We start from the raw sequence: 20,209 nt of genomic DNA on the forward strand, positions 1-20,209 counted from the left end.
GGTGTGGCTTTCAGTGGTCTGCCGTTCGTGTGGTTCCCTTCGACTCGCCGCGTTCCCTGGTCTCGACCCGTCCGAGCGACACCGTCGACCGTCCTGTCGAACGCAGGTTCGACCGTCAGGCCCGATGAATCGGGCCCCTCAAGTACCGTCACCGCCGAAGCCTCCACGTGCCCCATACCAGTTTCCGATAGAATCAAGAAGCGCCCAGGAGTGACCGATAGCCAGTGACCAGATTCGAGTAAACGCCAGCAGCTGTGGACCCATGCAGGACTCCGGCTCGGGCCAGCCCGACGTAAAGGGCGTACCCACAACGCACCGATGTCCATGGATTCCCTGGACGGCATCGACTTCCTTGGGAACGGTGTCGACACTCAGAGGAGAACCTCGTGCCATCCTTATTCTACTACCCGAAGATCAACGCACCGCGATCAGTCATCGATCAGGCAGTGCTCTACTGGGACAGCCTGGTCACCGTCGCGCCTCCTGGACCCGTGAAGTCGTTCCTCGACCGCCGGATGCGCCAGGTTCACGAAGCCGGCCTCTACACTCGACTGGAGGCGGACCATTGGCCGCAATGGTCCGACGCGAAGCGCTCGTTCGATCTATTGTGGCGACTGATGAAGCAAATCCCTCCGGATGATCTGATCTTCGGCCTCGACGCCGATGAATTCATGTACGAGGAAAAACTCTCCTATGCCCTGCTCGTCGAGTTATTCCATCGCGGACTGATCCGAAAAGTCCCGGGAGGAGGGCGAGGTCGCGTAAAGGCCTCTACCGCCCTACAGTTGTGCCTGATCAGCACCGCAGCGCGTGACATCGCCGGCGCGGCAAGAGACCGCGGACAAAGCATTCTCTATCCTCACACCGACATCCAGGCTGCCCACGCGTTGGCGCACCTACCGGTCGATCACGAAGTCGACAGTGGACTCGACCCTGGACGCTCGCAGCCGGGGCGACCGGTGCTCAGCCTGGAGGTGGAGATCGGCGGATTGCTACCGGTGCCCGACCATGAAGTGGCCGTGCAAGACCTGATCGTGTTCCGCGAGCGCTACAGCGATGAACGACGACGATTGATCACGGCAGTCGACCGCCTCGTCGGCGACCTCCGACAGCACCATGACCACCCTCGCGCTGTACTGGCCGCGATACGCCAGGAATTGGAGCGAGCCCTCGCCGACCTGGAACACGCAGGCCGCTCGGCTCGCTTGACCTGGCGGCGACGGTCGCTCACCATCTCCATCGCACTGGCCAGTGCCTATGCCGGACAAAAACTCTTCCCCGAAGCCGGATGGTTCCTAGGAGCAGTCAGCGGTACAGCGATCAACATCGCCACTAACACGACACGGCCGACCAACAGCAGCATGGCGAACGACGTCAGTTACCTACACCGCGTGCGGTCGGCCCTTGCACGAACCTGATTTGCCCCGGCGCTGCTACGACATTCGAGTAACCTCGGCGCGGGGACAGTTAGGGGAGGTCCGCTGCCGATGCCAGTCCTCTACCCGCCGGTAGCGCTCGCGCTCGCCCAGTCCGTGCGCGCCGTCCCCGACGCGCCCGGATGGTGGTTCGAACCCAAGTGGGACGGGTGGCGCGGCTGCCTGCACGTCGCCCTGGGCGTGGTGCATTCCCGGTCGGGAACTGACCCGTCCCGCCGCTTCCCGGAGATCGTACGGGCCGCGCACCGGCAGCTCGGCGACGTGGTACTGGACGGCGAACTGGTCGCACTGCGCGGTGGACGCCTGGACTTCGCGGCCCTCCAGTCGCCACCGAGCCGACGCACCACCGAGGGCATCACCATCCACTTCATGGCTTTCGACCTGCTCGGGATGGACGACCAGGACCTCCGCAAACAGCCCTACCACCTACGGCGCGAACTCCTCGAACAGGCTCTCACACCCGCGCGAGGACCCATCGCACTCACCCCCGCCACCACGGACCGGCAAGCAGCCCTCGCCTGGCTCAACCCGGACTTCGCCGCCGTCGGTATCGAAGGCATCGTCGCCAAGCACTCCGACGGCCGCTACCTCGGCGACCGCCGCGACTGGATCAAGGTCCGGCACCAGGAACGGGTCGACGCGGTCGTCATCGGGGTCACCGGGACGGTCGGCCACCCGGACTCGCTCGTGCTCGCCCAGTCCGACGGGCGAAGGGCGGCTGCGCGCGGTCGGCCTGTCGCTGCCCTTGAGCCGCACCATGCGGGCCGACCTCGCGGGACGACTGGTCCCCGTGACCGGGGCCGAGCGGACTGCACTGCCCGGGGCGGCGGGCGGCTTGCCCGGCCAACCCGCGGCGATGTACCTGCCCGTCCACCCGAAGGTCGTCGTCGAGGTGGAAGCGGACCCCGATGTCGAGTTCGGCAGGTTCCGCCACCGCCCCAAGGTCCTGCGCGTCCGAGTGTTACGTCCCAGGCCGCGACGGAACCCGACTCAGGGCCTGGGCGACCGAGTCGACGTCCGGGCCTGCCACGCGCGCCTCACGTGCTCCGGCTGCCTGATGCGTCGGAGCACGGCGGCGGGCATGCACGAACGCCGCCGATGTCCCGACCGCCTTCGCCACCCGGTCTCGGCCGGCCACGGCGGGCGAGTCGACACCATCGTGCGGCGTCACTGCACGTCAGGTCTTCCGGTCATTCGCGGATTCCCGGAAGTCTCGGCCTCGGATTCGACGATGAGCCGGACACTGCTGTTGTCGCCGGTGGCCGCTGGTGGCTGCGACCGGCGGAGGAACGACAGCAGCCAGAGGCGGTGGCGCAGGCGCTCGCGCAGTTGGATGAGCAGTTCCTGGTCGGTGAGGGTTGTCGGGTCCGGCATCTCCGCGGGCGGGCGTTGAGCTTCCTCCTCGGTGATGACGCGGGTTCCGACCAGGACGTCGAGGGTGGACACGCCGAGGAAGGCGGCGATGGCCCGTGCGGTCGGCACGCGCGGTGATCGGCCCCTGCGCAAGAGGGTGAGGCAGCTGCGTGGCAGGCCGGTGGCCTCGGTGAGGTCTCCGGTGGTCAGTCCGCGCTTGCGGAGTTCGCCGTCGAGGTAGGCCCATTGCGGCGAGGTCGCCCGGTGATGTGTGCTCATACCGCCACGCTAGTAGTGCTACCAGGACGCGCGTTGTGCGGCCCGCCCGCAACATGCGCGTGCTAACGGGACAGCGTGTGGAAGGCGTTGTCGGGGCGGTCGAGCCAGAGGATGTGGGCGTCGGAGGTGACGGTGAGCCCGAAGCGTTCCCAACCGGGCCGGCCGTTGTCGTTCCACACCTGCCACGCGGTCTCAACGTGCTCCCACAGCGGGGTGGGGCCGCCCTCGCGCACCCGCCTGGGAGCGTCCCCGAGGGTGATGTGGCACCACGAGCCGTCGGTAGCGGTCAGGGTGGCGGCGTCGGGGGTACGGGTGTCGGGGTTGAGGGTGTAGCCGCGGCGCAGATCCGAGGGCAATGTCAGGGCGGCGAGCAGCCACAGTTCGCGGTGGGTGTTCCAGGGTTCGGCGGGTGCGGTGGTGGTGTGTTCGCCCACCTGCTCGGCTCGCGCCGAGGGGTTCGGGGCTTGGGTGGTCGTGTCGTGGCGCATGGGCAGGAACCCGGCCCAGCGGCCGGTGAATCGGCCTTCCAGTCGGTCGGGGTGGCGGTGCAGCAGGACGAGGTTTCCCGCGCCGGAGCCGATCTTGAGGTCGGCGAGCAGCAGTGCGCCGGGTGCGGTTTGTTCGGCCCAGGTCCAGGGGATGCGGGGTACGGAGCAGGTGGCGATGATCCGGTCGTAGGGGGCGTGCTTCGGCCATCCGTCGGCCCCGTCGCGAGCGGCGAGGCGTGGTTGGCGGCCAAGGGCGGCCAGCCGCGCGCGTGCGGTCTCGACCAAGGCGGGGTCGAGGTCGACGGAGTGGACGTGGTCGTCGCCCAGGCGATGGGCCAGCAAGGCGGCGTTGTAGCCGGTGCCGGTGCCGATCTCCAGGACACGGTGGCCGTCGTGGATGTCGAGCAGTTCCAGCATCCTGACCATGAGGTCGGGCTTGGTGCTCGAGGACACCGGCTGCCCCGTGTCGTCGAGTTCGGTGACCAGGGTGGTGGTCGAGTACGCCAGGTTCAGGTCGGCGCCGGCGGTGTCCAGGGCTGCCCAGGTGCCGTCAGGTTGTTGGCGGTAGGCGGTGGGCACCAACTGGTGTCGTGGGGTGGCGGCGATGGCCGCGGCCCAGGCCGGGTCGTGCAGGTCGCCGGTCGAGGTGAGGTGGTCGGCCAGTGCGGCGGCCAAGTCGGCCCAGTCGGTCTGGGTGGTGGTCATGGGGCGGCTCCGGTGAGCAGGTCGGCCAGCTGCGCGGTCACCGGGGCGCCGGTGGCGGCCTCGACGAACCCATACTGGCCCGTGGGGTTGATCTCCAACAGCACCCAGTCACCGGATGGGGTGACGACGAAATCCACCGCCCATACAGCGGGTCGAACGCCCGACGACGTCCTCCTCCAGGGCCATGCCGCCGACCAGCTTTGCGACCGTCGGCCGGGCCGCGGCGAACTCGGTCACTGCGGCCGGGCCGTTGGTGATCAGCGTCTCCGGCAAGCAATGCCCAGACGTGGTCGACCTGGGTGAGGTGTCAAGGGCGTCGGGGCAATGCCGTGCACGCGTGAATGAGGTGGCGTTACCTGGTTCGACCTGCATGAACATGGCGCCCCGTCGCTAACGATTTGATGTTCGAGAGGCATCATGCCTTCAGACCGTTCATTTGCGGATTGGGACACGACGGGCAGTGCTCGCCGCGATGGCCCTGGCGGCTACCACGTCGGCTTAGGCTAGGTCAGGTGATTGACCAGTTGACCGTGGATGCGGCGGTCGCCGATGCTCGCCTTGCCGCGATGGAGTTCGATGACGCCCGGTCGTGGCTGCGCGCCCATCAGACCCTGGTGGAGCCGCTTGCGGCCGAGGTGTGGGTCACCGACCCGACGTACAGCCACGTGTTGCTCGTGCGGCACCGCGTTCGTGGATGGGTGCCGCCTGGCGGCAAGGTCGAGCCGGGCGAGACGCCGCGGGCAGCTGCGGCCCGTGAACTCGTGGAGGAGGCTGGCGTGGCGGGCGAGTTGCTGCCTGTGCCGGCCGCGGTGGCTGTCCGGTCCTTTCGTGCTGACTGGGCGCCGACGCTGAGCTTGTCCTACGGAGCCGTCGTCGGCCGTGACCTGCCGCTCGGTGGGGAGACTGGGCAGCCCTCGAAGTGGGTCGACCTGGAGGAGACGTGGGACAGTGTGTTCCCCGAGGACCGCGAACGGATCCGCGCGTACGTGCGCCGATTGGCAGCGGGGAACGTAGTGGGGACGCGCTGAGGCCCGTTGCCGGTGCACGGTCAGAGGAACTTGTCGATCAGACTCGGGATGTCGTCGGGCAGCGTCACCAGTCGGAGCTCGTGGAGGAATCGAGCTCACACCGGTCCAAGCGGGGGTTCGCGGCGAACTCCTCCTAGCTCAGCTGCCCTTCGGCGTAGGCCGCCGTGCGGTGCGCGTGCTGCTGAAGATGGTCTTCGTGCAGCCATCGCGGGGGCAGGGACCTCTCGGGCAGCAGGGCGGATCGCGATCCCAGAGGTCTGGGCCCGATAGATCCGCCGGTGATGGCAACGCGGTCGCCGTCCCGCTGCCGTGGCTACTGGTCGGCGGCGGGGCGGTCAACGTAGTTCCGTGGGGCGCTGTGCGACCACCACGAGCCAGCTCGTCACGGTCGGCGTGTCGGGCGTGGTGAGCGAGTACGCCTTGTCGAGGATGTCCATCCGCTGAGCGTGGGTGAAGTCCCCGTCGGGGCGGGCGAAGACCGGAATCGACAGCCACGCCTTCTTTTCGGCCATCGTGCTGTGCTGGGCGACGACCTCGGTGTCGAGCACGGTCAGTCCGGTGGCCGACAGGTGGTCGGTGATCGTGTCCAGCGGCAGCTTTGGAGCCAGCTCGGCGGCTGGAGGCGGGGCGTAGCCGTGGTCACGGGCCGCGACCTGTCGGATCAAGGTGTTCAGCGAGGGTCCGGTGCGCACGTTGGTCTCGTCGGGGTGGCGGACGCCGGCGAAGCCTCCGCCGACGTTGAACACGAACCGGCCGCCGGGTCGTAGGACCTGGTGGACGGCGGCGAACACCTGTGGCACGTCGGTCTTCCAGATCGCGGAGTTGCACACCACGGCGTCCGCCGCGCCGGGAACGTGGCCGGCCAGGTCTTCGGCTGGTGCGGTGACCCAGGTCAGGCGCGGGTCGGCCAGGGTGCGCCGGCCAACGCGCTGCATGGCGGCGGCGTTGTCCAGGGAGATGACCTGGGCGTCGATCGGGACGTGTTCGAGGATTGCCTCCGCGGTCGCGCCGGCTCCGCCGCAGAGGTCGACCACCAGCCAGCTGTCGGTGAGGTCGGCGCGGCGGGCAAGGTCTCGGCTGGTGGCCGCGTACATGGGGAAGGCACGGGTGAAGGCGGCGTACGCCTCTGCGGTGGTGTCCTCGTCCCAGCCGAGAAGGGCGTCCGGGGGTGCCATCGCGGGTACCTCGCTTCAAAGGTGCAGGCCAGACTCGTGGCGGACGGCCGCGACGAGCCGGGCCGGGGTCAGTTAGAAGAGGGTGTTCTGGAAGGCTGCGGCGGGCGAGGTGAACGGGCCGAGCGTGATGCGGCGACCCTTGAGGGTGCCGAGGTCGAGCACGTAGTCCACCTCGTCGTCACCGTCCAGGACGGCCAGCACCTGGGTGCCGACGCACGAGACGACGGTGAAGCCGTGCTCACCGTCGCGCAGATCGTGTGGATACAGCATCCGTACACCCTTGGCGACGCGCATCCGGTCGCCTTCGGCAGGAGGAGTCCACGTCTCCAGCATTACCGGAATGTTCATCGCGGCGAGCGCGTCAGCGGCGCGGGAGACGTGCCGGTCGTGGGTCGCGCTCGCGGTGGACAGGTCGGTCAGGTTGGCCAGCGCCTTGAGCTTGGTCGAGGTCCGGATGGTCTGGGGCACCTGCAGACTGCGGGTGATGGCGTCTTCGAGGTGGCGTACGGCGCGGCCATCAGGGCTCTTGGTCAGGTAGGTCGCGATCAGGGCGCCCTGCTCGTCGAGGCGGGATTGCTTGCGTGGTTCGGCTGCGGTGCCGATCTTGGTGGCGCCGTCGGCGAAGGTGGCGAGGTAGAGCCAGTGTGGTTGGTCCATGTACTGGCGCAGGGCCGCGGGGACGTTGCCGTCCTGGTGGAACTGGTGGGCGAAGCGGAACTCGTCCTGGCGCAAGCACCGGGCGCACTGGTCGCCCTGCTCGGTCGGCGCGCGGTCGGGGCACGCGAGGGCCTGGACGCGCACCGTGTCGGCGAACTGGTACCGGCCGGTGCACCATCGGCCGGTATCGACCGCGAAGCCGAGTCGTTGGTTCATGATCTCGGCGTAGACCAGCGGCCCGTCGGGCAGCGGGGCCAGCAGCATCCGGGGATCTCCTGTCGCCCAGGTGATGCCGTGGCACACGTACTCGCCGTCGGTTGGTCGGGTCGCTGGCATGCTGCTTTCCTCGTGGTGGCTGCGGGCAGGGGTCAGATGGCGAGCTGGAGGCGGTCGGCGAGCGCGTCGGCGGCGGTCTTGAAGACCGCGTCGCGGTCCATGTCGGTCACGTCCATCGACAGCCATCCGCCGCGCTGCTCGTGCTCGCGCAGCTTCGCGAGAACGGTGTCCTGGTAGCGGATGAAGTCCTCGTCCGCGCCGCCGGAGTGGCCGGTTTCCAGGGAGCTGAACTCGCCCTTGCGGGCGAGCGCGTCGCGGGCGCTGATGCGCAGGAAGAACACCAGGTCGGGTTCGGTGAGGTGGGCGAAGACCTGCTCGGCCAGGCTGGTGGGGACGTCGGGTTTCACCGCGTAGCGGGCGAGGATCTTGTGGTGGGCGTTGTCGAGGATCACGTGGGTTCCGGCGGCGAGAGCGGGCTGGATGACGAGTTTGTCCTGGAGTGTGTACCAGGCGGCCAGCGCCAGCAGCCAGTAGTGATCGCCGCACGCCTGGGCGACGCGCGCGTCGCGGCGGTAGACCAGGGCGTTGAGCCGATCGACGTAGGCGGACAACTCCGGGTCCATCGGGACTTCGGTGCTGTGCTTGCCGATCAGGATCGTTTCGTGGCCGGCCTCGTTGAGCGCTTGGTGCAGGCGGGTGGCGAGGGTGGACTTGCCCGCGCCGTCGATGCCGACGACCGTGATCTCGCGCCCACGCGCGGGGTTGAAAAATGGTGCTGCGTTCGTCATGTGGTGCGCTCCAAACGGGATCAGATCGGTCGGGCGGCCAGTCGGTTGGCGACGATGTCTTGGATCTGTCTGATGAGGACGGTGCGCCGCCGGACGACGTCGCTGTGGCGCTCGTTGGACAAGTCCGCGGGGTAGTGGCGGGCGAGGTTGTTGGAAATGACATGCAGGTAGCCGAAAGCGATCCCGGCGTCGCGTGCTGCGACCCCCATGGGGCCGATCTCGGGATCGACGAATGCGTGCTCGGCGTGCTCGGTCAGCCAGTCCTTGTTCTCCAGCAGGATCGAAGGTGAGGTGACGTGGATGCCGGTGTGCACGCCTGGTTGGGCGGTGGCGAAGTCGCCGAAGAAGTCGGGCCACTCGACGAGGCTGCCGCCGACGAGGCTCGTGTTTCCGGTGGCCAGCCGCGTGTTGGGCTCGATGTCGGGGTTCAGCGCGCCGACTTTGCCGACGTAGACGACCTCGCGGGCACCGAGTTCGGCCAGGCGCGTGACCACGCGTCCGGCGACGTCGCCCCAGATGCTGTGGAGGAATCCGAGGTAGACCACTCGTCGGCCGTGGATCCGAGCGCGTTGCCAGGCGTAGCCGTGCCCGTAGGTCCACACGCCGTCTGGTGGGGCGAGGTGCGCAAGGCCCCAGCCGACGATCACGAGGTCGCCATCGAGTTCGAGGTCGAGCTTCGCCACCGCCTCGCGGGACAACGTCGGGTCGGGCAGCTCGTAGGTGACCGTGTCGGCCGGTTTTCCTGTCATGGACAGGTACGTGGCGATGATCAGCGCATAGTGGTGGACGTAGTCGGCACCGGGGAATGCCTTGACGATGAGGTCGCGGCCGTGGACCTCGGCGGTGGGGCGCTCGAAGTTGAACAGCTTGCCGGTCTTCTCGTGCGTGGAGATCACGGCTCCGCGGTCGTAGCCGCCGACGACGTGGATGGTGTCCCAGTCGTGGTCCTGGATCAGGTGGTGCACCTTGATCTGCAGGTAGCGCAGAAGGCGGTCCGGGGCCATCGTGTGCCCGTCCACCGGGATGGGGGACGTCTGCAACGCCGAGCTGGCTCCTGCGGTCGGGATTGTGTTGGCGAGGAGGCTCATCAGGCCGCCTCCGGGATCCGCACGCTACTACCCGCCGCTTCGCGGACGACGGCGATGTTCCGTCGGATCAAGTCGAACCGCTCTTCGTGGATCGGGCCAAGATTCTCGATTCGAGGGGTCGGGGGTTTCTCGTAGGGACCGTCGGGCAGCATCTCGATGCCCATCGCGCCGAGGATGACCGGGGCGGCGCCGTCGACCGAGGCGATCCATTCGTGCTCCCGCTGTTCGACGAGTTCCAGGTGCCCGGTGCGGCCGAGGCCGAGCAGCCGATAGACGATCCGGTCCTCGACGATGCCGTGGTCTTCCAGGTACCGGGTGGCCGCCCAGCGGGTGCGGCAGAGCTGGTCTTCAGGCGCGGGGCGCCGGGAGGCCGGTAACGCGATCGCACCGACGTAGTCGCTGGAGGCGAAGTAGTCGTAGCAGCGAAGCCACTCTTGATCGTCTGCCGCGTGCAGCACGACGCACAGGCGGAACTCGTCGCTGAGGTCGAGGATCTCGCGGGCGGCGTCGTCGCTGGCCTTGATGGTGGCGAGCCCGTCGCGCATGACGTCCGGGAGGATGATCTCGCGGGCGTCCACGATGCGGGCCGCCGCGATCAGGTCGGCGGCCGGCAGGGCGCGGCCGAGATCGAAGACCCCGTTGTCGACGATGATCTCCGCACCCCGCTGCGCCTCGCGGTGGAAGAACGCGCGGTAGGCGGCGTCGGTCAGAACACGCTGGGCCGCCACGTGGTGGACGCTGGCGGGCTCCTGCGCGACGAAGAGGTCCAGGTAGTCGGGCGGGGCGATCGCGGAGAAGGCGATGCTCTTGGCCATCAGGCGACCCTCCACCTGTCTGTGGCGAGGGCGAGGAACTGTTGGGAGAGCACCGGATCACTCTCGAACCGGCCACCGGCCTGCAGTGTGGTGGTACGAGCTGCCTCCATCCGCACACCCCGCGAACTCATGCACAGGTGCGTACCGCGGACCGCAACGGCCACGTCTGTACTGCCGAGCACGACGGCGATCTCGTCGACCACCTGCCGGGTGAAGCGCTCCTGCACCTGAAGGCGGCCCGCGTACCGCTGCGCGATTCGACCGAACTTCGACAGACCGATCACCTCGCCGTCCGGTACGTAGCCGACGGCGACGTCGAGATTCATGGGCAGCAGGTGATGCTCACACAGCGACCAGACGCTCATGCCGCCGATCACCACCAACTGGCCGCTCACGTGTTGCTCGGGGAAGGAGGTCGGTGCGGCCGACGGTTCCGGGGAGAAGAAACTGCGCCACCATGCGGCGACCCTGGCCGGTGTGTCCGCCAGGCCCTCCCGTCCGGGGTCCTCGCCGATCGCGGCGAGGAGCTGGCCTACAAGATCGACAACGCGCTCGGTGTCGACCTCGCCGGGCGACACCAGGTCCTGGCTTTCACTGGGAGCAAGCCTGTCGAGGGTGTTGGTCACGGACTTCGCCTCGCTTCCGGAGGTGGTGAATGGGTCAAGGACCTCAGCGGCGGTGGTTCCTGATAGCGCCACTGGCCGCGGGCGCGGCGGCGACATGCCGGGCGCAGCGACGGTGACCGCGAGCGTCGCGATCCAGCGCTCGGTCTGGGAGTCGGCGTCACCGCGCTCCGGTCAGGATGTGCAGGCGGGTGGAGACGTTCCATCCACGTTCAGTGGCCCGGTGGTAGAGCGCGTCCATGCCGGCCAGAACCTTCTCCCGGGTGGTGCCTTCAGGCATCACCCACACCGGAGCCAGTTGGTGTTCTTCTACGAGATGGGCAATCTCGTCGAGGTCGCGGTCGGGCTCGGTGACAACGAACTTGAACACCGCGCGGTCCGTCGCGACCAACGCCGAGAGGGCATCGGGCTTGATGCGGGTGGAGTAGGGCATGCCGGAGTTCGCGAGTTTCGGACTCACCACCCACAGGTCGACCAAGGAGGCGAGTTCCGGTGTGGGGGCGACCGTGCCGTTGGTTTCGACCTGCACCCGCACGTCGGCCAGGCCGCGGGCGAGGGCGGTCATGGCGGGCTGCTGCAACATCGGCTCCCCGCCGGTGATCACCATCAGGTCCACGCCGCGCTCACGCACCCACGACACCAGCTCGGCGACAGGCACTCGGGCGCTGACCTCGGCCGGGTTGTACCTGCTCCAGTCCCAGCTTTCCGGGGTGTCGCAGTAGCCGCATCGGAGGTTGCAACGGGAGAATCGGACGAATACGCAGCGCTGCCCGGTCCATGGGCCTTCGCCCTGGAACGACTCGAACTTCTCCGTCAGAATCGCGGAACCCTCTGCCCGTTCGGGAGCCAAGCTCAGCGTGTTCACGAGGCATCGCCTCGTTCCCACAGGCCGGTGGTGGTTCCCGAGTCGACCCGAACGGATACGAGTCGACCGCGGATCTCCGGCTCGATGTTGTCGACGAACCAGCCAGCCAGGTGGGCGACCAGCGCAGGGCCAGCGGTACGTAGTCCCGCGTCGGCGGCAGGGGCCTGGAGGTAGGCCCCGAACGGCTTCAGGTCGCCGAAGTCGGTGATGAACCCGAACTCGTCGAGCCCGTCCGCCCCCAGCACCAGCGTGACGTCGCCGTGGCTGGTCTTGAAGGTCTTCGAGATCGTGACCTCGTCGGTGACGCCGTCACAGCGTGCCGACGTGGTCGCGGTCTCCGAAACAACCATCGCGACCAGCCTGATCGACGTCGAGGATTGGACGTTGTCCCGGAACCACTCGACCAGGTGAACAACGAGAAGCTCGCTCGTCGGGTGGAAGGTCACCTGCTCGTTGAGCAGCCGGTGGTCAAACGTCGCGTCCAGATACTCGCCAAGGGCCGACAAGTCGCCGTGGGTGTCATCGTGCACGAGCGCCGACACGGCCACCGTGTAGTTGTGGCCGTGGTTGCGGCTGCACTTGTGGCCGATCGGCAACAGCCTCAGCTCGTGGCTGGCGCTGAAGTCGAACGACTGCGAGATGGTGATCCGGCCGTCCGCCGCACGCTTCCCCTCAGCGGCCTTCATGGAGCCCTCCTTCGTCGGTCATGCCGAACAGCGCTCAGACGATGTGCGCTGGCGGGGAACTGCTCGGGCCGGGCCGAACGACGCAGTGGCCAAAAGTCGGGATTCGAGCCGGGCAGTGACGGTCTGTAGTACTTCCACTACCGAACCTTACTGCGATATGTGAAAGGTGACAAGGCTGACATCGAGGCGTTGAGGGCCGCCTTGCCGCCTTACGACTAAGGTCAACGGCGGGAGCAGACGCAAGGAGGGCGAGAGCGATGACCGACGCCGGCCCGTGGACGAGCGTGTCGATGCCTTACGTGAGCGGGCACCGCGCCGACACTTGGGGCGCCGAGGCAGCAGAGCACGGCGGCACGGGAACCCAGAAGCTGCTGAGCGTTGACGAGGTGGCCGCCTCGGCGATGGTGGCCGACATGCTCGGCCTGGCTGCGGGCGAGCCGGTGGTCGCGCGGCGCCGCCTCATGCTTTTCAACGACCACCCGGTCGAACTCGTCGACTCGTACTACCCGGTGGACATCGCTCGAGGCACCAGGCTGGCCGAGCACCGCAAAATTCCCGGCGGCGCCGTCACCCTCCTGGCCGACCTCGGACATCGGCCACGCCGCGTACGTGAGGACGTCAGCGCGCGGCTTGCCACGCCGCACGAACGGACCACGCTGGAACTGAACGACCCGTCCTGCGTGCTGCTGCTCGCCCGCGTGCTCGTCACCGGAGACGAACGGCCCGTCGAAGCCAGCGTGATGACGATGGTGACCGACGGACGGCGGCTGCGATACGAGCTCACGCCATGACCGCTTCGACGACGTCCGCAGGAGACGGTCTTGCCTCGCGCGCGTGACAGCCGGCCCCGGCACCAGCAGATCGCGGCGGAACTGCGCGATCTCATCATGCGCGGCGAGCTGAGCCCAGGTACGCAACTGCCGTCCACCGCGCAGCTCGTCGAGCGGTACGGCGCCGCGAACGCCACCATCCAACACGCGCTGAAGGCCCTGAAGGACGAAGGCTTCCTCGACAGCCGTGTCGGCAAAGGCGTCTACGTCCGCGACCGGCAGCCGTTCGTCATCGACGCCTCCGCCTACATCACGCCCGAACCAGGCCGTTTCCGCTACCAGCTGCTCAAGGTCGACAACGTTGTTCCACCGGCAGACATCGTCACCGGACTGCAGCTGGCACCGGGCGCAACCGCGATCACCCGCACCAGAATCCTCCTCCACGACGACCAGCCCGTGGAGCTGTCAACGTCCTACTACCCCGCCGAGATCGCCGCCGACAGCAGCCTGGCGAAAGCCGCGAAGATCCGCGGCGGAGCACCCCAAGCCCTCGCCGGCCTCGGGTTTCCCCAGCGCACCTTCGTCGACCGAATCTCGGCACGACCTCCGACCGTGGAGGAAGCCGAGACGCTGGACCTTCCGGAAGGAACGCCCGTGATCCGGCAGTTGCGTGTCATCTACAGCGACAACGAACGCCCCGTCGAAGCCTCGGTCCTCATCAAGGGCGCACACCTGTACGAACTGCTGTACCGCCAGACCGTAGAAACCGAGTTGGGTTAGACCCGCTCCTGCCGGAACAGGCACGAGACGATCCCGGCCGGCTCCGGCGGCGGCGTATCGACGGCGACCTGGCAGTTCACCCGTCGGGACCGGCCTCGTTTACGCGACCCTGATCGCCAGACCTCCGACCGAATCGCCCACCTCCGCCACGAGAAGACGGCATCGAGGGCACCACTCCAAGTGCGCACGCACCTCCGCGCCCGCACCTGCCGACAAACCCGCCCGCAACAACACCCCCACCCGACCCACGACCGACCGGCACACCTCACCGCGCAGCGCACCGACGTGCTGCTGCACATACGCCCGACGCAACCCCTCCCGGGCACGGCAAGCGATCGCGGAAACCCCATTCGCGCTCAACCCGAGCACCGGCGCCAATTCAGCCGGACTTACACCCTCGACCACGGTTCGCCACAACACCACCTGCCACCGCCGAGGCAACCCGGCGAACGCCCTGGCGACCAAGGACCTCTCCAGCTCTGCCACGGCAGTGTCGACAAACGGCACCACCACCGCCTCGGACACGATCTCCGACACGCCCGCCTGCGGGACAACACGCTTCTCGCGCCGCGCCTTGTCATACGCCACGTGCCGCAACACGGTGAGCGCGTACGCGCGGAAGAAGTCGTCGCTCCTCGGCCCGCCACCGCGTCGCAGCGCCACCAGCACCTTCATGAACGCCGCCGACACCAAGTCGTCGGCATCGGCCCCGCAACGCGCGAACTGCCTCGCCACGCCAGCCACCGCCGCCCGGTGAAGCCCGTACAACCGGGCGAACGCACCGGAGTCACCGGCACGAACCGCATCGACCAGGTCGGGGCCGGAGACCGGCAGCGGCCCGTCCGCCGACGTTCGGTTTGCTCGAACAGCCACCATCGCCGCGACCACCTCTCGGAATCCGAGCGGGCAGGGCACCAGCCAAGCCAGCAGGCCGTCAGCCCACGACCTGGCCGGCGCCCCGGGTACTGCTCAGGCCAACTGGAGCCGACGCCCGAACTCCACGTAGAGCTCCTCAGTGGTCAGCAGCGACGAGTCGGGCCCAGGCGGGACCTCCTCGGCCGGGATCATCCCGGTCGCCACCATGAACTCGACCACGTTCGTGCCGAACACTCCGGCCAGGGCACGAGCCGTGTCCATCGTGATGTCCCCACCCGCACGACACCGGTCCCACACCTCACCGGTGATCCCCGCCAGGCCCGGCACGGCGTCCACGTCCAAGCCAAGTTCCTTCACCTTGGCTTCGATGTACTCCCCCAACTTGGGTGCGGGGGACTCATGTGAACATGCGCAACTCATCGACTCTCCTCCTACCAGCCACCGGACTCCGCCAGTCGGAACCGGAACTCCAAGGGCACCGCCGTCAACAACCGGACCGGCCACTCTCACAAGGCCCGAGCCGCCGCAGCCGCCGCGCTCTCCGCCGTCACAGCGGTACGCTCGGCCTCCTGCATCGCCTCCAGGGCCGCCTCGACGGCGTCCTGCGCCCGCTGCGCCGCCACCTCGGCCCACCGGGCAGCAACACGCGCCTCCCCCGCCTGGACCCGCGCGCCAACGCCCTCCGCGCGGTTGGCCGCCCGCAGCGCCCGCTGCGCCGCCGTCCGCGCCTGCGCGCCCGCGTCGTAGACACCGTCCAGGACCTCTTCGGCAGCGGCTACCAGACTCGCGTCCCGCAACGCCGTAGCCCATTGCCCCGCCAACGCACGCACGTGCGCTGGATCCAACGTGATCTCGCAACGGTCCCCGATCACCAGGAAAATCGTGGACTCCACGCTCCCGCACAGCCGAACAGGAACATCTGCGGGAACCTGCAACCCGATGGTCGCCACCACACCATCCCGATCAAGGGTCATGACGCACCGATCTCGACCCGACCAAACCGCCCATCACCACGTCCCGTTCCCGACTCGTTCGCCGCTCAAGGGGTCGGCAGGACTGCCGCTGCCCCGCCGACCCCGGGAAACCGCTCCGCCAGGGCGCCCCACCCGGTACTCGCGGGGGAAGCCGGACCGTGCGCGTAGCGGGGGCTGCTCACACGACAAAGCGGCAGGCATCGCTCACCACACCCACACACATCAACCCCAAGGCAGCTCTAACCCTCGGCAACGCGGTGCTTGGCGCGCGGCGCAGGACGGCCGTACATCGCACTCCGAAACGCCAGAACTTCCCTACACGGCACTGGCTTCCGCCACCACCGCCACGCACGACACCGCCGACAGTGACCATTCGCATCGGGCTGATGCCCAGCCAACAACCCATGCAGACCGGCCACCAACCCCGGCAACTCGCGACGCGCCACAGACGCCGCCGCCCGATCATCACCATCCAACGCAACAGCGCAGGCAACCCGCAGGTGCGTGAGGATCTCCCCCATCACCGCACTGAACATCACGTTGTTGTCCCTTGTCAGCGTCACGTCCCACCTCCGACGCGTTCCGGATCCACGCTTGGCTCCCCTTGGCCGTCGCCAGCTCTCCTCGGAAACGGAAAAGCTGGGATCCCTTGGACCTTTCGCCATTCGGCATCACACACATGACACGTCGGCCAACAACCGTCGGGGTACTTCGGCGGCGGATCACGTGGAACGACGACCTCTACGCAACACAACGTCATCCCTGCCTCGCCCGCCGCAAGTGCGCGCCGAATCGCGTGCCTCCGGCCCGCGTAGGGCAGCCAGCGGAACTCCTCGGCTGTCATTCACAATCGCCGCCCCACAGAAGAAGCGCCAGGCTGCTCGTCAAGCCTGTCCCGCATGCACCGCGAATGAGGAACTTCCGCAAGTCGCCACAAGCGTGCCATGCTCACTCCGTTACTTGGTCGGATCCGGCCGTGTGCCGATTTTTCACCTCTCGACACGTTGCGTCCGGAATGATCGTGCTGACCCGACTAAACGTCGTCCGCACGCGACCCACCAGATCGCGAATGCGATGGCGATGGGGCGGCAATGGAACGACCAGGCCGATGACCAGCGGGAACATCGACCCGACGTGGCTGGCCCGAACGGGTGAACTTCGTCGGCGGATGCCTATGAGGCAAGCGCACGGCCACCTGCGACCGGCCGCGACAGCGGAGCAATCAATGCACCGGCTTGACCTCGGCGAAGAGCATCGGCACGATCCTCAGTACACGATCGGATCGGGGATGACATGGCGACGCGGCGCCGAAGGTTTGCAGAACACCGCAAAGCTGTCGGTTATACACAGGAGACCCTAGCGGAGGCATTGGGCCTCGAGCGGGCGACGGTCGGCCGATGGGAACGCGGAACTCAGTCACCCCTGCCCGAGTACCGCCCCCGTCTGGCGAAAGCGCTGCGGATCACCTCCGGTGAACTCGCAGAACTGCTTGACGAAGAGCCGCCACCTGCGCCACTGGCGAAGAGTCCCGTGGGGACAGCGCGATTGAGCGACCTCCGCGGCGACGAGGTCGTTGACAGCATCTTCGGCGCGGCGCAAGGGTTTCAGCTCGCGGATCGCAGAGTCGGCGGCGGCGCGCTGTATCCCTCCATCCTCCAGTACCTTGCGCACGAGATCGCGCCGCAGCTGATGATGCCCTCCTCCGGGGTACCGGTTCACCGGTTGTTCTCGGCCGCCGCGTCCGTCACCGAGATCGCCGGTTGGATGGCGCACGACAGCGGCAAAGACGACTACGCGCGAGGCCACTTCGACCGCGCCTACCGACTGGCGGTCGCCGGTCGCGACCGCGCGTTGGCCGCGAACGCGTGTGCGTCCATGGCCCACTTGGCGATCGAGCTACGGCAACCCGCCGACGCCCTGCGCATCGCGAGCGAAGGACTTGCGCATGCCGGGTCAACGCACGGCACATCACGCCTCATCGCCCGACTACACGCGATGCGGGCACGCAGCCTTGCATTGACCGGAGACCGCACCGGCTGCTGCGACGAGCTTGAGACCGCCGACCGGATCCTCGGCGGAGCGGTCCTGGAACAGCCCGCGCAGTGGATCGCCGCGTTCGACGAAGCGTCGTTGGCCAGTGAGGCCGCGTTGTGTTTCCTGCAACTGGCGGAACTCGACGAAGCCGAACGACGCGCTAGCCAGGTCATCAGCTTGCGGTCGGGGGATCGCATCCGCAGCCGCACCTTCGCCAAGCTGACCTTGGCCAGAGTCTTGGTGCACGCAGGCCGCATCGACGAGGCGGCCTTGATAGGCGAGGAAGCTTGCAACGCTGCGACTTCTCTGAACTCGGCTCGGGTCGTCCACCAACTTCGTGCCCTCGGCGGCGCACTCAGCCTCGCGCCGGAGTCCGATCAGGTGTCAACCTTCCGCACGGCGCTGGCGGGTATCGCCAGCACCTCCGGTGAACGAGATGGTTCGGGTGCTTCGTGGCCGGTATGACTGATGACGAACAGCGCTTCGCCTACCTCGCCGAAGGAAACGCCAAACAGGCCCGCAAGCGAGTTGCAGTCGACCTGCTGATCCGCGACGCGGCCGGACATGTACTGATCGTGAACCCCACCTACAAGGAGGCTTGGGACCTGCCTGGTGGCATGGCGGAGAGCAACGAGCCGCCGAGGAGGGCAGGCGAACGCGAACTGGCAGAGGAACTCGGGCTCGTCGTGACCGCTGGACGCATCCTGACCTTGGACTGGGTCGAGCCCCACGGGCCGTGGGATGACCAACTGGTGTTCGTCTTCGACGGAGGAACCCTCACAGCATCGCAAGCCCAGGCACTGCGGATCTGCGATCCCGAGATCAGCCAGTTCGCATTCGCCACACTGGAGGAGGCGAAAACGTTGCTGCGCAAGGACATCGCTGATCGCCTACTCCGTGCGCACACCGCCCTTCTCTCTGGAACCACGGACTACTCGGAGTAGATCCGATGCAAGCCTGGCAGGCACGCTGCGTGCCCGGGACGACGTGGCGGGGCGCCGTCCCGGCCTTGGTGGTTTACACCGGCGGTTGCTGCGAGCGGCACAAGCGTTGGCCATTGACCACCATCGTGTCGGGGGTGATCGGAACGTAGTAGGCGTTGGTGACGCCTTCGTTGCGGAAGAACGGGACCGATCCCCAGGGAACGACGCAGCGGTGGTAGCTGTAGCCGTTGGAGTGGTCGACCCGGATGAGGATGAACGAGTCGGCGCAGTGTGTATACAACGCGACGGCACCCTCATGGTGGTCGGGGTTGACGTGGTGGAAACCGCAGCTCGCCTGTGCGGTTGCGTCATCGGTCGGCGCTAGCGCCAGCGCGGCCAGGGCCGAGGCGAGGGTGGCGGCGCGGCGGAAAGTGGCTGAGGACATGTGATCGCCTCCGACTGATCGGTATCGCGATAAGCGACAAGGGACGATCAGGAGCATCAACCGAGCTCGCCGGTTCGGGGTAGACGGTTGTCGCATTCCGCTGGAATAGCTTAAGGAATAAGAGCTTCCTCAGGCGAGCGCTGCGAGGAGCCGTTCGAGGAACGGTCCCGACTGGACGGACTCGACGACCTTGGCTGCGCGTCGTGCCTGCCCGATGCTGCTTTCGATGTTGGTCTCGCGCGCGAGCACACGTAGGTCCGCAACGATCTGACCGCGAGTGTGGGTTCCAGTCAGCTCGACTGCGAGGACGAGCTCGCGGTGCGTGGCGAGTGCAGGGTCCACGGTGAGCGCGGCAGCCAATGGATCGTGCAGCGTGAAGACCTTCTCCCCCAGCAGGGTCGCGTAGAGGTCGGCGTAGTGGGCGACGATCGCGTGGGCGTAACGAGCTCGGTCGGAGTCGAGTGCGGCGAGGCGGTTCAGCCAGGCAAAGTCCGCGCGGGCGGTCTCGGTCACGTCGAGGCCGACTAGGGTGAGGTCGAAGCCCGCGCGCAGGACGATGTCGGTCGCCTCGGGGTCGTGCCAGGTGTTCGCGTCCGCGTAAGGCGTGATGTTGCCGGGAACGGTGACGGCACCCCCCATTACGGTCAGGGACTTGACCAAGCGCGGAAGAGTAGGTTCGAGCATGGTGGCGAGGGCGATGTTGGTCAGCGGGCCGAGCGCGACGACCGTCAGCTCAGCGGGGTGTGCACGAGCCAGGCGGACCAACTGCTCCGCCGCGGACTCGGCGACCGGTCGGCGGCTCGACAACGGGCCAGCGTGACCACCCAGGCCGTCAGGCCCGTGGACGAACTCGGCGGTGTGCAAGGGCTGGACAAGGGGCTCGCGTGCGCCCACCGCGACCGGTACCTCGGTGAGCCCGACCAGGTCGAGCAACCGGAGTGCGTTGTCGGCGGCAACGGGGGCTGGGACGTTGCCGTGCACGCTGCCCACGGCGACCAGTTCCACGTCGGGTTGTGCGGCCAGGTAGAAGATCGCGAAGGCGTCGTCCACGCCGGGGTCGGTGTCCAGCACGATGCGCACGTCCGTCACTCAATCAGTTGGTTCGAGTGACGAGCTATCGCCCGACAAGGGTGGTTCCGCCTTAC

Annotated in this window: 23 protein-coding genes and 2 pseudogenes; 8 read left to right on the plus strand and 17 right to left on the minus strand. The window is 67.7% G+C overall.

The genetic code is table 11. From position 1 onward, the window contains the following. Positions 1-386 precede the first annotated feature (386 nt). Complete coding sequence (locus tag DFJ66_RS42150) at positions 387-1,418, plus strand: DUF6236 family protein (RefSeq protein WP_147459252.1); 1,032 nt, start codon at positions 387-389, stop codon at positions 1,416-1,418. Positions 1,419-1,487: 69 nt separating this feature from the next. Then, positions 1,488-1,994: pseudogene (locus tag DFJ66_RS45440) on the plus strand (ATP-dependent DNA ligase); the annotation flags it as partial. Between the two features lie 609 nt (positions 1,995-2,603). On the opposite strand, the gene DFJ66_RS44215 reads toward DFJ66_RS45440, so the two are convergent. The 3 genes from DFJ66_RS44215 to DFJ66_RS42705 form a co-directional block, all read right to left on the minus strand. Then, entirely contained in the window at positions 2,604-3,068 is a 465-nt protein-coding gene (locus tag DFJ66_RS44215; RefSeq protein ID WP_246029733.1) for a helix-turn-helix domain-containing protein, read from the minus strand. Positions 3,069-3,130: 62 nt separating this feature from the next. Further along, entirely contained in the window at positions 3,131-4,261 is a 1,131-nt protein-coding gene (locus DFJ66_RS13245) for a methyltransferase domain-containing protein (RefSeq protein WP_121221230.1), read from the minus strand. Beyond that, on the minus strand, positions 4,258-4,398 hold the full coding sequence (locus DFJ66_RS42705) for a hypothetical protein (RefSeq protein ID WP_170199363.1): 141 nt from the start codon (positions 4,396-4,398) through the stop codon (positions 4,258-4,260). The genes DFJ66_RS13245 and DFJ66_RS42705 overlap by 4 nt, the downstream gene beginning before the upstream one ends. A 375-nt stretch (positions 4,399-4,773) precedes the next feature. Here DFJ66_RS42705 and DFJ66_RS13250 point away from each other — a divergent pair, with 375 nt between their 5' ends. After that, complete coding sequence (locus tag DFJ66_RS13250; RefSeq protein WP_211351122.1) at positions 4,774-5,289, plus strand: NUDIX hydrolase; 516 nt, start codon at positions 4,774-4,776, stop codon at positions 5,287-5,289. Between the two features lie 335 nt (positions 5,290-5,624). Here the strand turns inward: DFJ66_RS13250 and DFJ66_RS13255 are convergent, their stop codons facing one another. The 8 genes from DFJ66_RS13255 to DFJ66_RS13290 all read right to left on the minus strand — a co-directional run bounded on the left by DFJ66_RS13255 (position 5,625) and on the right by DFJ66_RS13290 (position 12,262). Further along, entirely contained in the window at positions 5,625-6,464 is an 840-nt protein-coding gene (locus DFJ66_RS13255) for a class I SAM-dependent methyltransferase (RefSeq protein WP_121221232.1), read from the minus strand. Positions 6,465-6,536: 72 nt separating this feature from the next. Then, a complete protein-coding gene (locus tag DFJ66_RS13260) occupies positions 6,537-7,385 on the minus strand; it encodes a DUF2797 domain-containing protein (protein WP_211351124.1) in 849 nt (282 codons plus the stop codon). A 104-nt stretch (positions 7,386-7,489) separates the two neighbouring features. Then, entirely contained in the window at positions 7,490-8,185 is a 696-nt protein-coding gene (locus DFJ66_RS13265; RefSeq protein WP_121221236.1) for a dTMP kinase, read from the minus strand. A 20-nt stretch (positions 8,186-8,205) separates the two neighbouring features. After that, complete coding sequence (locus tag DFJ66_RS13270; RefSeq protein WP_121231090.1) at positions 8,206-9,189, minus strand: hypothetical protein; 984 nt, start codon at positions 9,187-9,189, stop codon at positions 8,206-8,208. Positions 9,190-9,272: 83 nt separating this feature from the next. Then, a complete protein-coding gene (locus tag DFJ66_RS13275) occupies positions 9,273-10,088 on the minus strand; it encodes a hypothetical protein (RefSeq protein WP_121221238.1) in 816 nt (271 codons plus the stop codon). Continuing rightward, complete coding sequence (gene folE, locus DFJ66_RS13280) at positions 10,088-10,714, minus strand: GTP cyclohydrolase I (protein ID WP_211351126.1); 627 nt, start codon at positions 10,712-10,714, stop codon at positions 10,088-10,090. The genes DFJ66_RS13275 and folE overlap by 1 nt, the downstream gene beginning before the upstream one ends. A gap of 157 nt (positions 10,715-10,871) precedes the next feature. Further along, a complete protein-coding gene (locus tag DFJ66_RS13285) occupies positions 10,872-11,576 on the minus strand; it encodes a 7-carboxy-7-deazaguanine synthase QueE (protein WP_211351127.1) in 705 nt (234 codons plus the stop codon). Next, a complete protein-coding gene (locus DFJ66_RS13290; protein WP_121221242.1) occupies positions 11,573-12,262 on the minus strand; it encodes a 6-carboxytetrahydropterin synthase in 690 nt (229 codons plus the stop codon). Before DFJ66_RS13290 ends, DFJ66_RS13285 begins: the two co-directional genes overlap by 4 nt. A 257-nt stretch (positions 12,263-12,519) precedes the next feature. Between DFJ66_RS13290 and DFJ66_RS13295 the strand changes: the two genes are divergently transcribed. Beyond that, the gene (locus tag DFJ66_RS13295; RefSeq protein WP_121221244.1) at positions 12,520-13,053 is read left to right on the plus strand and encodes a GntR family transcriptional regulator; all 534 of its coding nucleotides are present in this window, start codon (positions 12,520-12,522) and stop codon (positions 13,051-13,053) included. A gap of 30 nt (positions 13,054-13,083) precedes the next feature. Then, complete coding sequence (locus DFJ66_RS13300; RefSeq protein WP_121221246.1) at positions 13,084-13,812, plus strand: GntR family transcriptional regulator; 729 nt, start codon at positions 13,084-13,086, stop codon at positions 13,810-13,812. A 99-nt stretch (positions 13,813-13,911) separates the two neighbouring features. Here the strand turns inward: DFJ66_RS13300 and DFJ66_RS13305 are convergent, their stop codons facing one another. From DFJ66_RS13305 to DFJ66_RS13315, 4 genes are all read right to left on the minus strand, one after another. Continuing rightward, complete coding sequence (locus DFJ66_RS13305; protein ID WP_147459253.1) at positions 13,912-14,700, minus strand: sigma-70 family RNA polymerase sigma factor; 789 nt, start codon at positions 14,698-14,700, stop codon at positions 13,912-13,914. Positions 14,701-14,781: 81 nt separating this feature from the next. Next, the gene (locus DFJ66_RS42710) at positions 14,782-15,045 is read right to left on the minus strand and encodes a hypothetical protein (protein WP_170199365.1); all 264 of its coding nucleotides are present in this window, start codon (positions 15,043-15,045) and stop codon (positions 14,782-14,784) included. 149 nt (positions 15,046-15,194) lie between these two features. Continuing rightward, positions 15,195-15,560 (minus strand): hypothetical protein, encoded by a 366-nt coding sequence (locus DFJ66_RS42715; RefSeq protein ID WP_170199367.1) that lies wholly within the window; start codon positions 15,558-15,560, stop codon positions 15,195-15,197. Positions 15,561-16,221: 661 nt separating this feature from the next. Next, positions 16,222-16,506 carry an HC3 family zinc finger protein gene (locus tag DFJ66_RS13315; RefSeq protein WP_121221250.1) on the minus strand — a complete coding sequence of 95 codons (285 nt, stop codon included), beginning with the start codon at positions 16,504-16,506 and terminating at the stop codon, positions 16,222-16,224. Between the two features lie 449 nt (positions 16,507-16,955). Between DFJ66_RS13315 and DFJ66_RS45445 the strand changes: the two are divergent. The 3 genes and pseudogenes from DFJ66_RS45445 to DFJ66_RS13325 all read left to right on the plus strand — a co-directional run. Continuing rightward, positions 16,956-17,138: pseudogene (locus DFJ66_RS45445) on the plus strand (helix-turn-helix transcriptional regulator); the annotation flags it as partial. A gap of 69 nt (positions 17,139-17,207) precedes the next feature. Further along, a complete protein-coding gene (locus DFJ66_RS13320) occupies positions 17,208-18,161 on the plus strand; it encodes an NsdA family TPR-like regulatory protein (protein ID WP_246029734.1) in 954 nt (317 codons plus the stop codon). Beyond that, complete coding sequence (locus DFJ66_RS13325; RefSeq protein WP_121231094.1) at positions 18,158-18,640, plus strand: NUDIX domain-containing protein; 483 nt, start codon at positions 18,158-18,160, stop codon at positions 18,638-18,640. The genes DFJ66_RS13320 and DFJ66_RS13325 overlap by 4 nt, the downstream gene beginning before the upstream one ends. Positions 18,641-18,713: 73 nt before the next feature. On the opposite strand, the gene DFJ66_RS13330 is transcribed toward DFJ66_RS13325, so the two are convergent. Both DFJ66_RS13330 and DFJ66_RS13335 read right to left on the minus strand, forming a co-directional pair. Next, complete coding sequence (locus tag DFJ66_RS13330) at positions 18,714-19,064, minus strand: DUF6355 family natural product biosynthesis protein (RefSeq protein ID WP_121221254.1); 351 nt, start codon at positions 19,062-19,064, stop codon at positions 18,714-18,716. 129 nt (positions 19,065-19,193) lie between these two features. Next, a complete protein-coding gene (locus DFJ66_RS13335) occupies positions 19,194-20,153 on the minus strand; it encodes a nucleoside hydrolase (protein ID WP_342776955.1) in 960 nt (319 codons plus the stop codon). Positions 20,154-20,209: the final 56 nt, after the last annotated feature.

The sequence above is a fragment of the Saccharothrix variisporea genome (assembly GCF_003634995.1).
GTDB classification, from domain to species: Bacteria; Actinomycetota; Actinomycetes; order Mycobacteriales; family Pseudonocardiaceae; genus Actinosynnema; species Actinosynnema variisporeum.

Bases quoted from the DNA above. Each gene is read 5' to 3' on its own strand.
- DFJ66_RS44215 (WP_246029733.1), bottom strand. From the start codon at position 3,068: ATGAGCACACATCACCGGGCGACCTCGCCGCAATGGGCCTACCTCGAC.
- DFJ66_RS13245 (WP_121221230.1), bottom strand. From the start codon at position 4,261: ATGACCACCACCCAGACCGACTGGGCCGACTTGGCCGCCGCACTGGCC.
- DFJ66_RS13255 (WP_121221232.1), bottom strand. From the start codon at position 6,464: ATGGCACCCCCGGACGCCCTTCTCGGCTGGGACGAGGACACCACCGCA.
- DFJ66_RS13260 (WP_211351124.1), bottom strand. From the start codon at position 7,385: ATGCTGCTGGCCCCGCTGCCCGACGGGCCGCTGGTCTACGCCGAGATC.
- DFJ66_RS13265 (WP_121221236.1), bottom strand. From the start codon at position 8,185: ATGACGAACGCAGCACCATTTTTCAACCCCGCGCGTGGGCGCGAGATC.
- DFJ66_RS13270 (WP_121231090.1), bottom strand. From the start codon at position 9,189: ATGGCCCCGGACCGCCTTCTGCGCTACCTGCAGATCAAGGTGCACCAC.
- DFJ66_RS13275 (WP_121221238.1), bottom strand. From the start codon at position 10,088: ATGGCCAAGAGCATCGCCTTCTCCGCGATCGCCCCGCCCGACTACCTG.
- DFJ66_RS13290 (WP_121221242.1), bottom strand. From the start codon at position 12,262: ATGAAGGCCGCTGAGGGGAAGCGTGCGGCGGACGGCCGGATCACCATC.
- DFJ66_RS13295 (WP_121221244.1), top strand. From the start codon at position 12,520: ATGACCGACGCCGGCCCGTGGACGAGCGTGTCGATGCCTTACGTGAGC.
- DFJ66_RS13315 (WP_121221250.1), bottom strand. From the start codon at position 16,506: ATGACAGCCGAGGAGTTCCGCTGGCTGCCCTACGCGGGCCGGAGGCAC.
- DFJ66_RS13325 (WP_121231094.1), top strand. From the start codon at position 18,158: ATGACTGATGACGAACAGCGCTTCGCCTACCTCGCCGAAGGAAACGCC.
- DFJ66_RS13330 (WP_121221254.1), bottom strand. From the start codon at position 19,064: ATGTCCTCAGCCACTTTCCGCCGCGCCGCCACCCTCGCCTCGGCCCTG.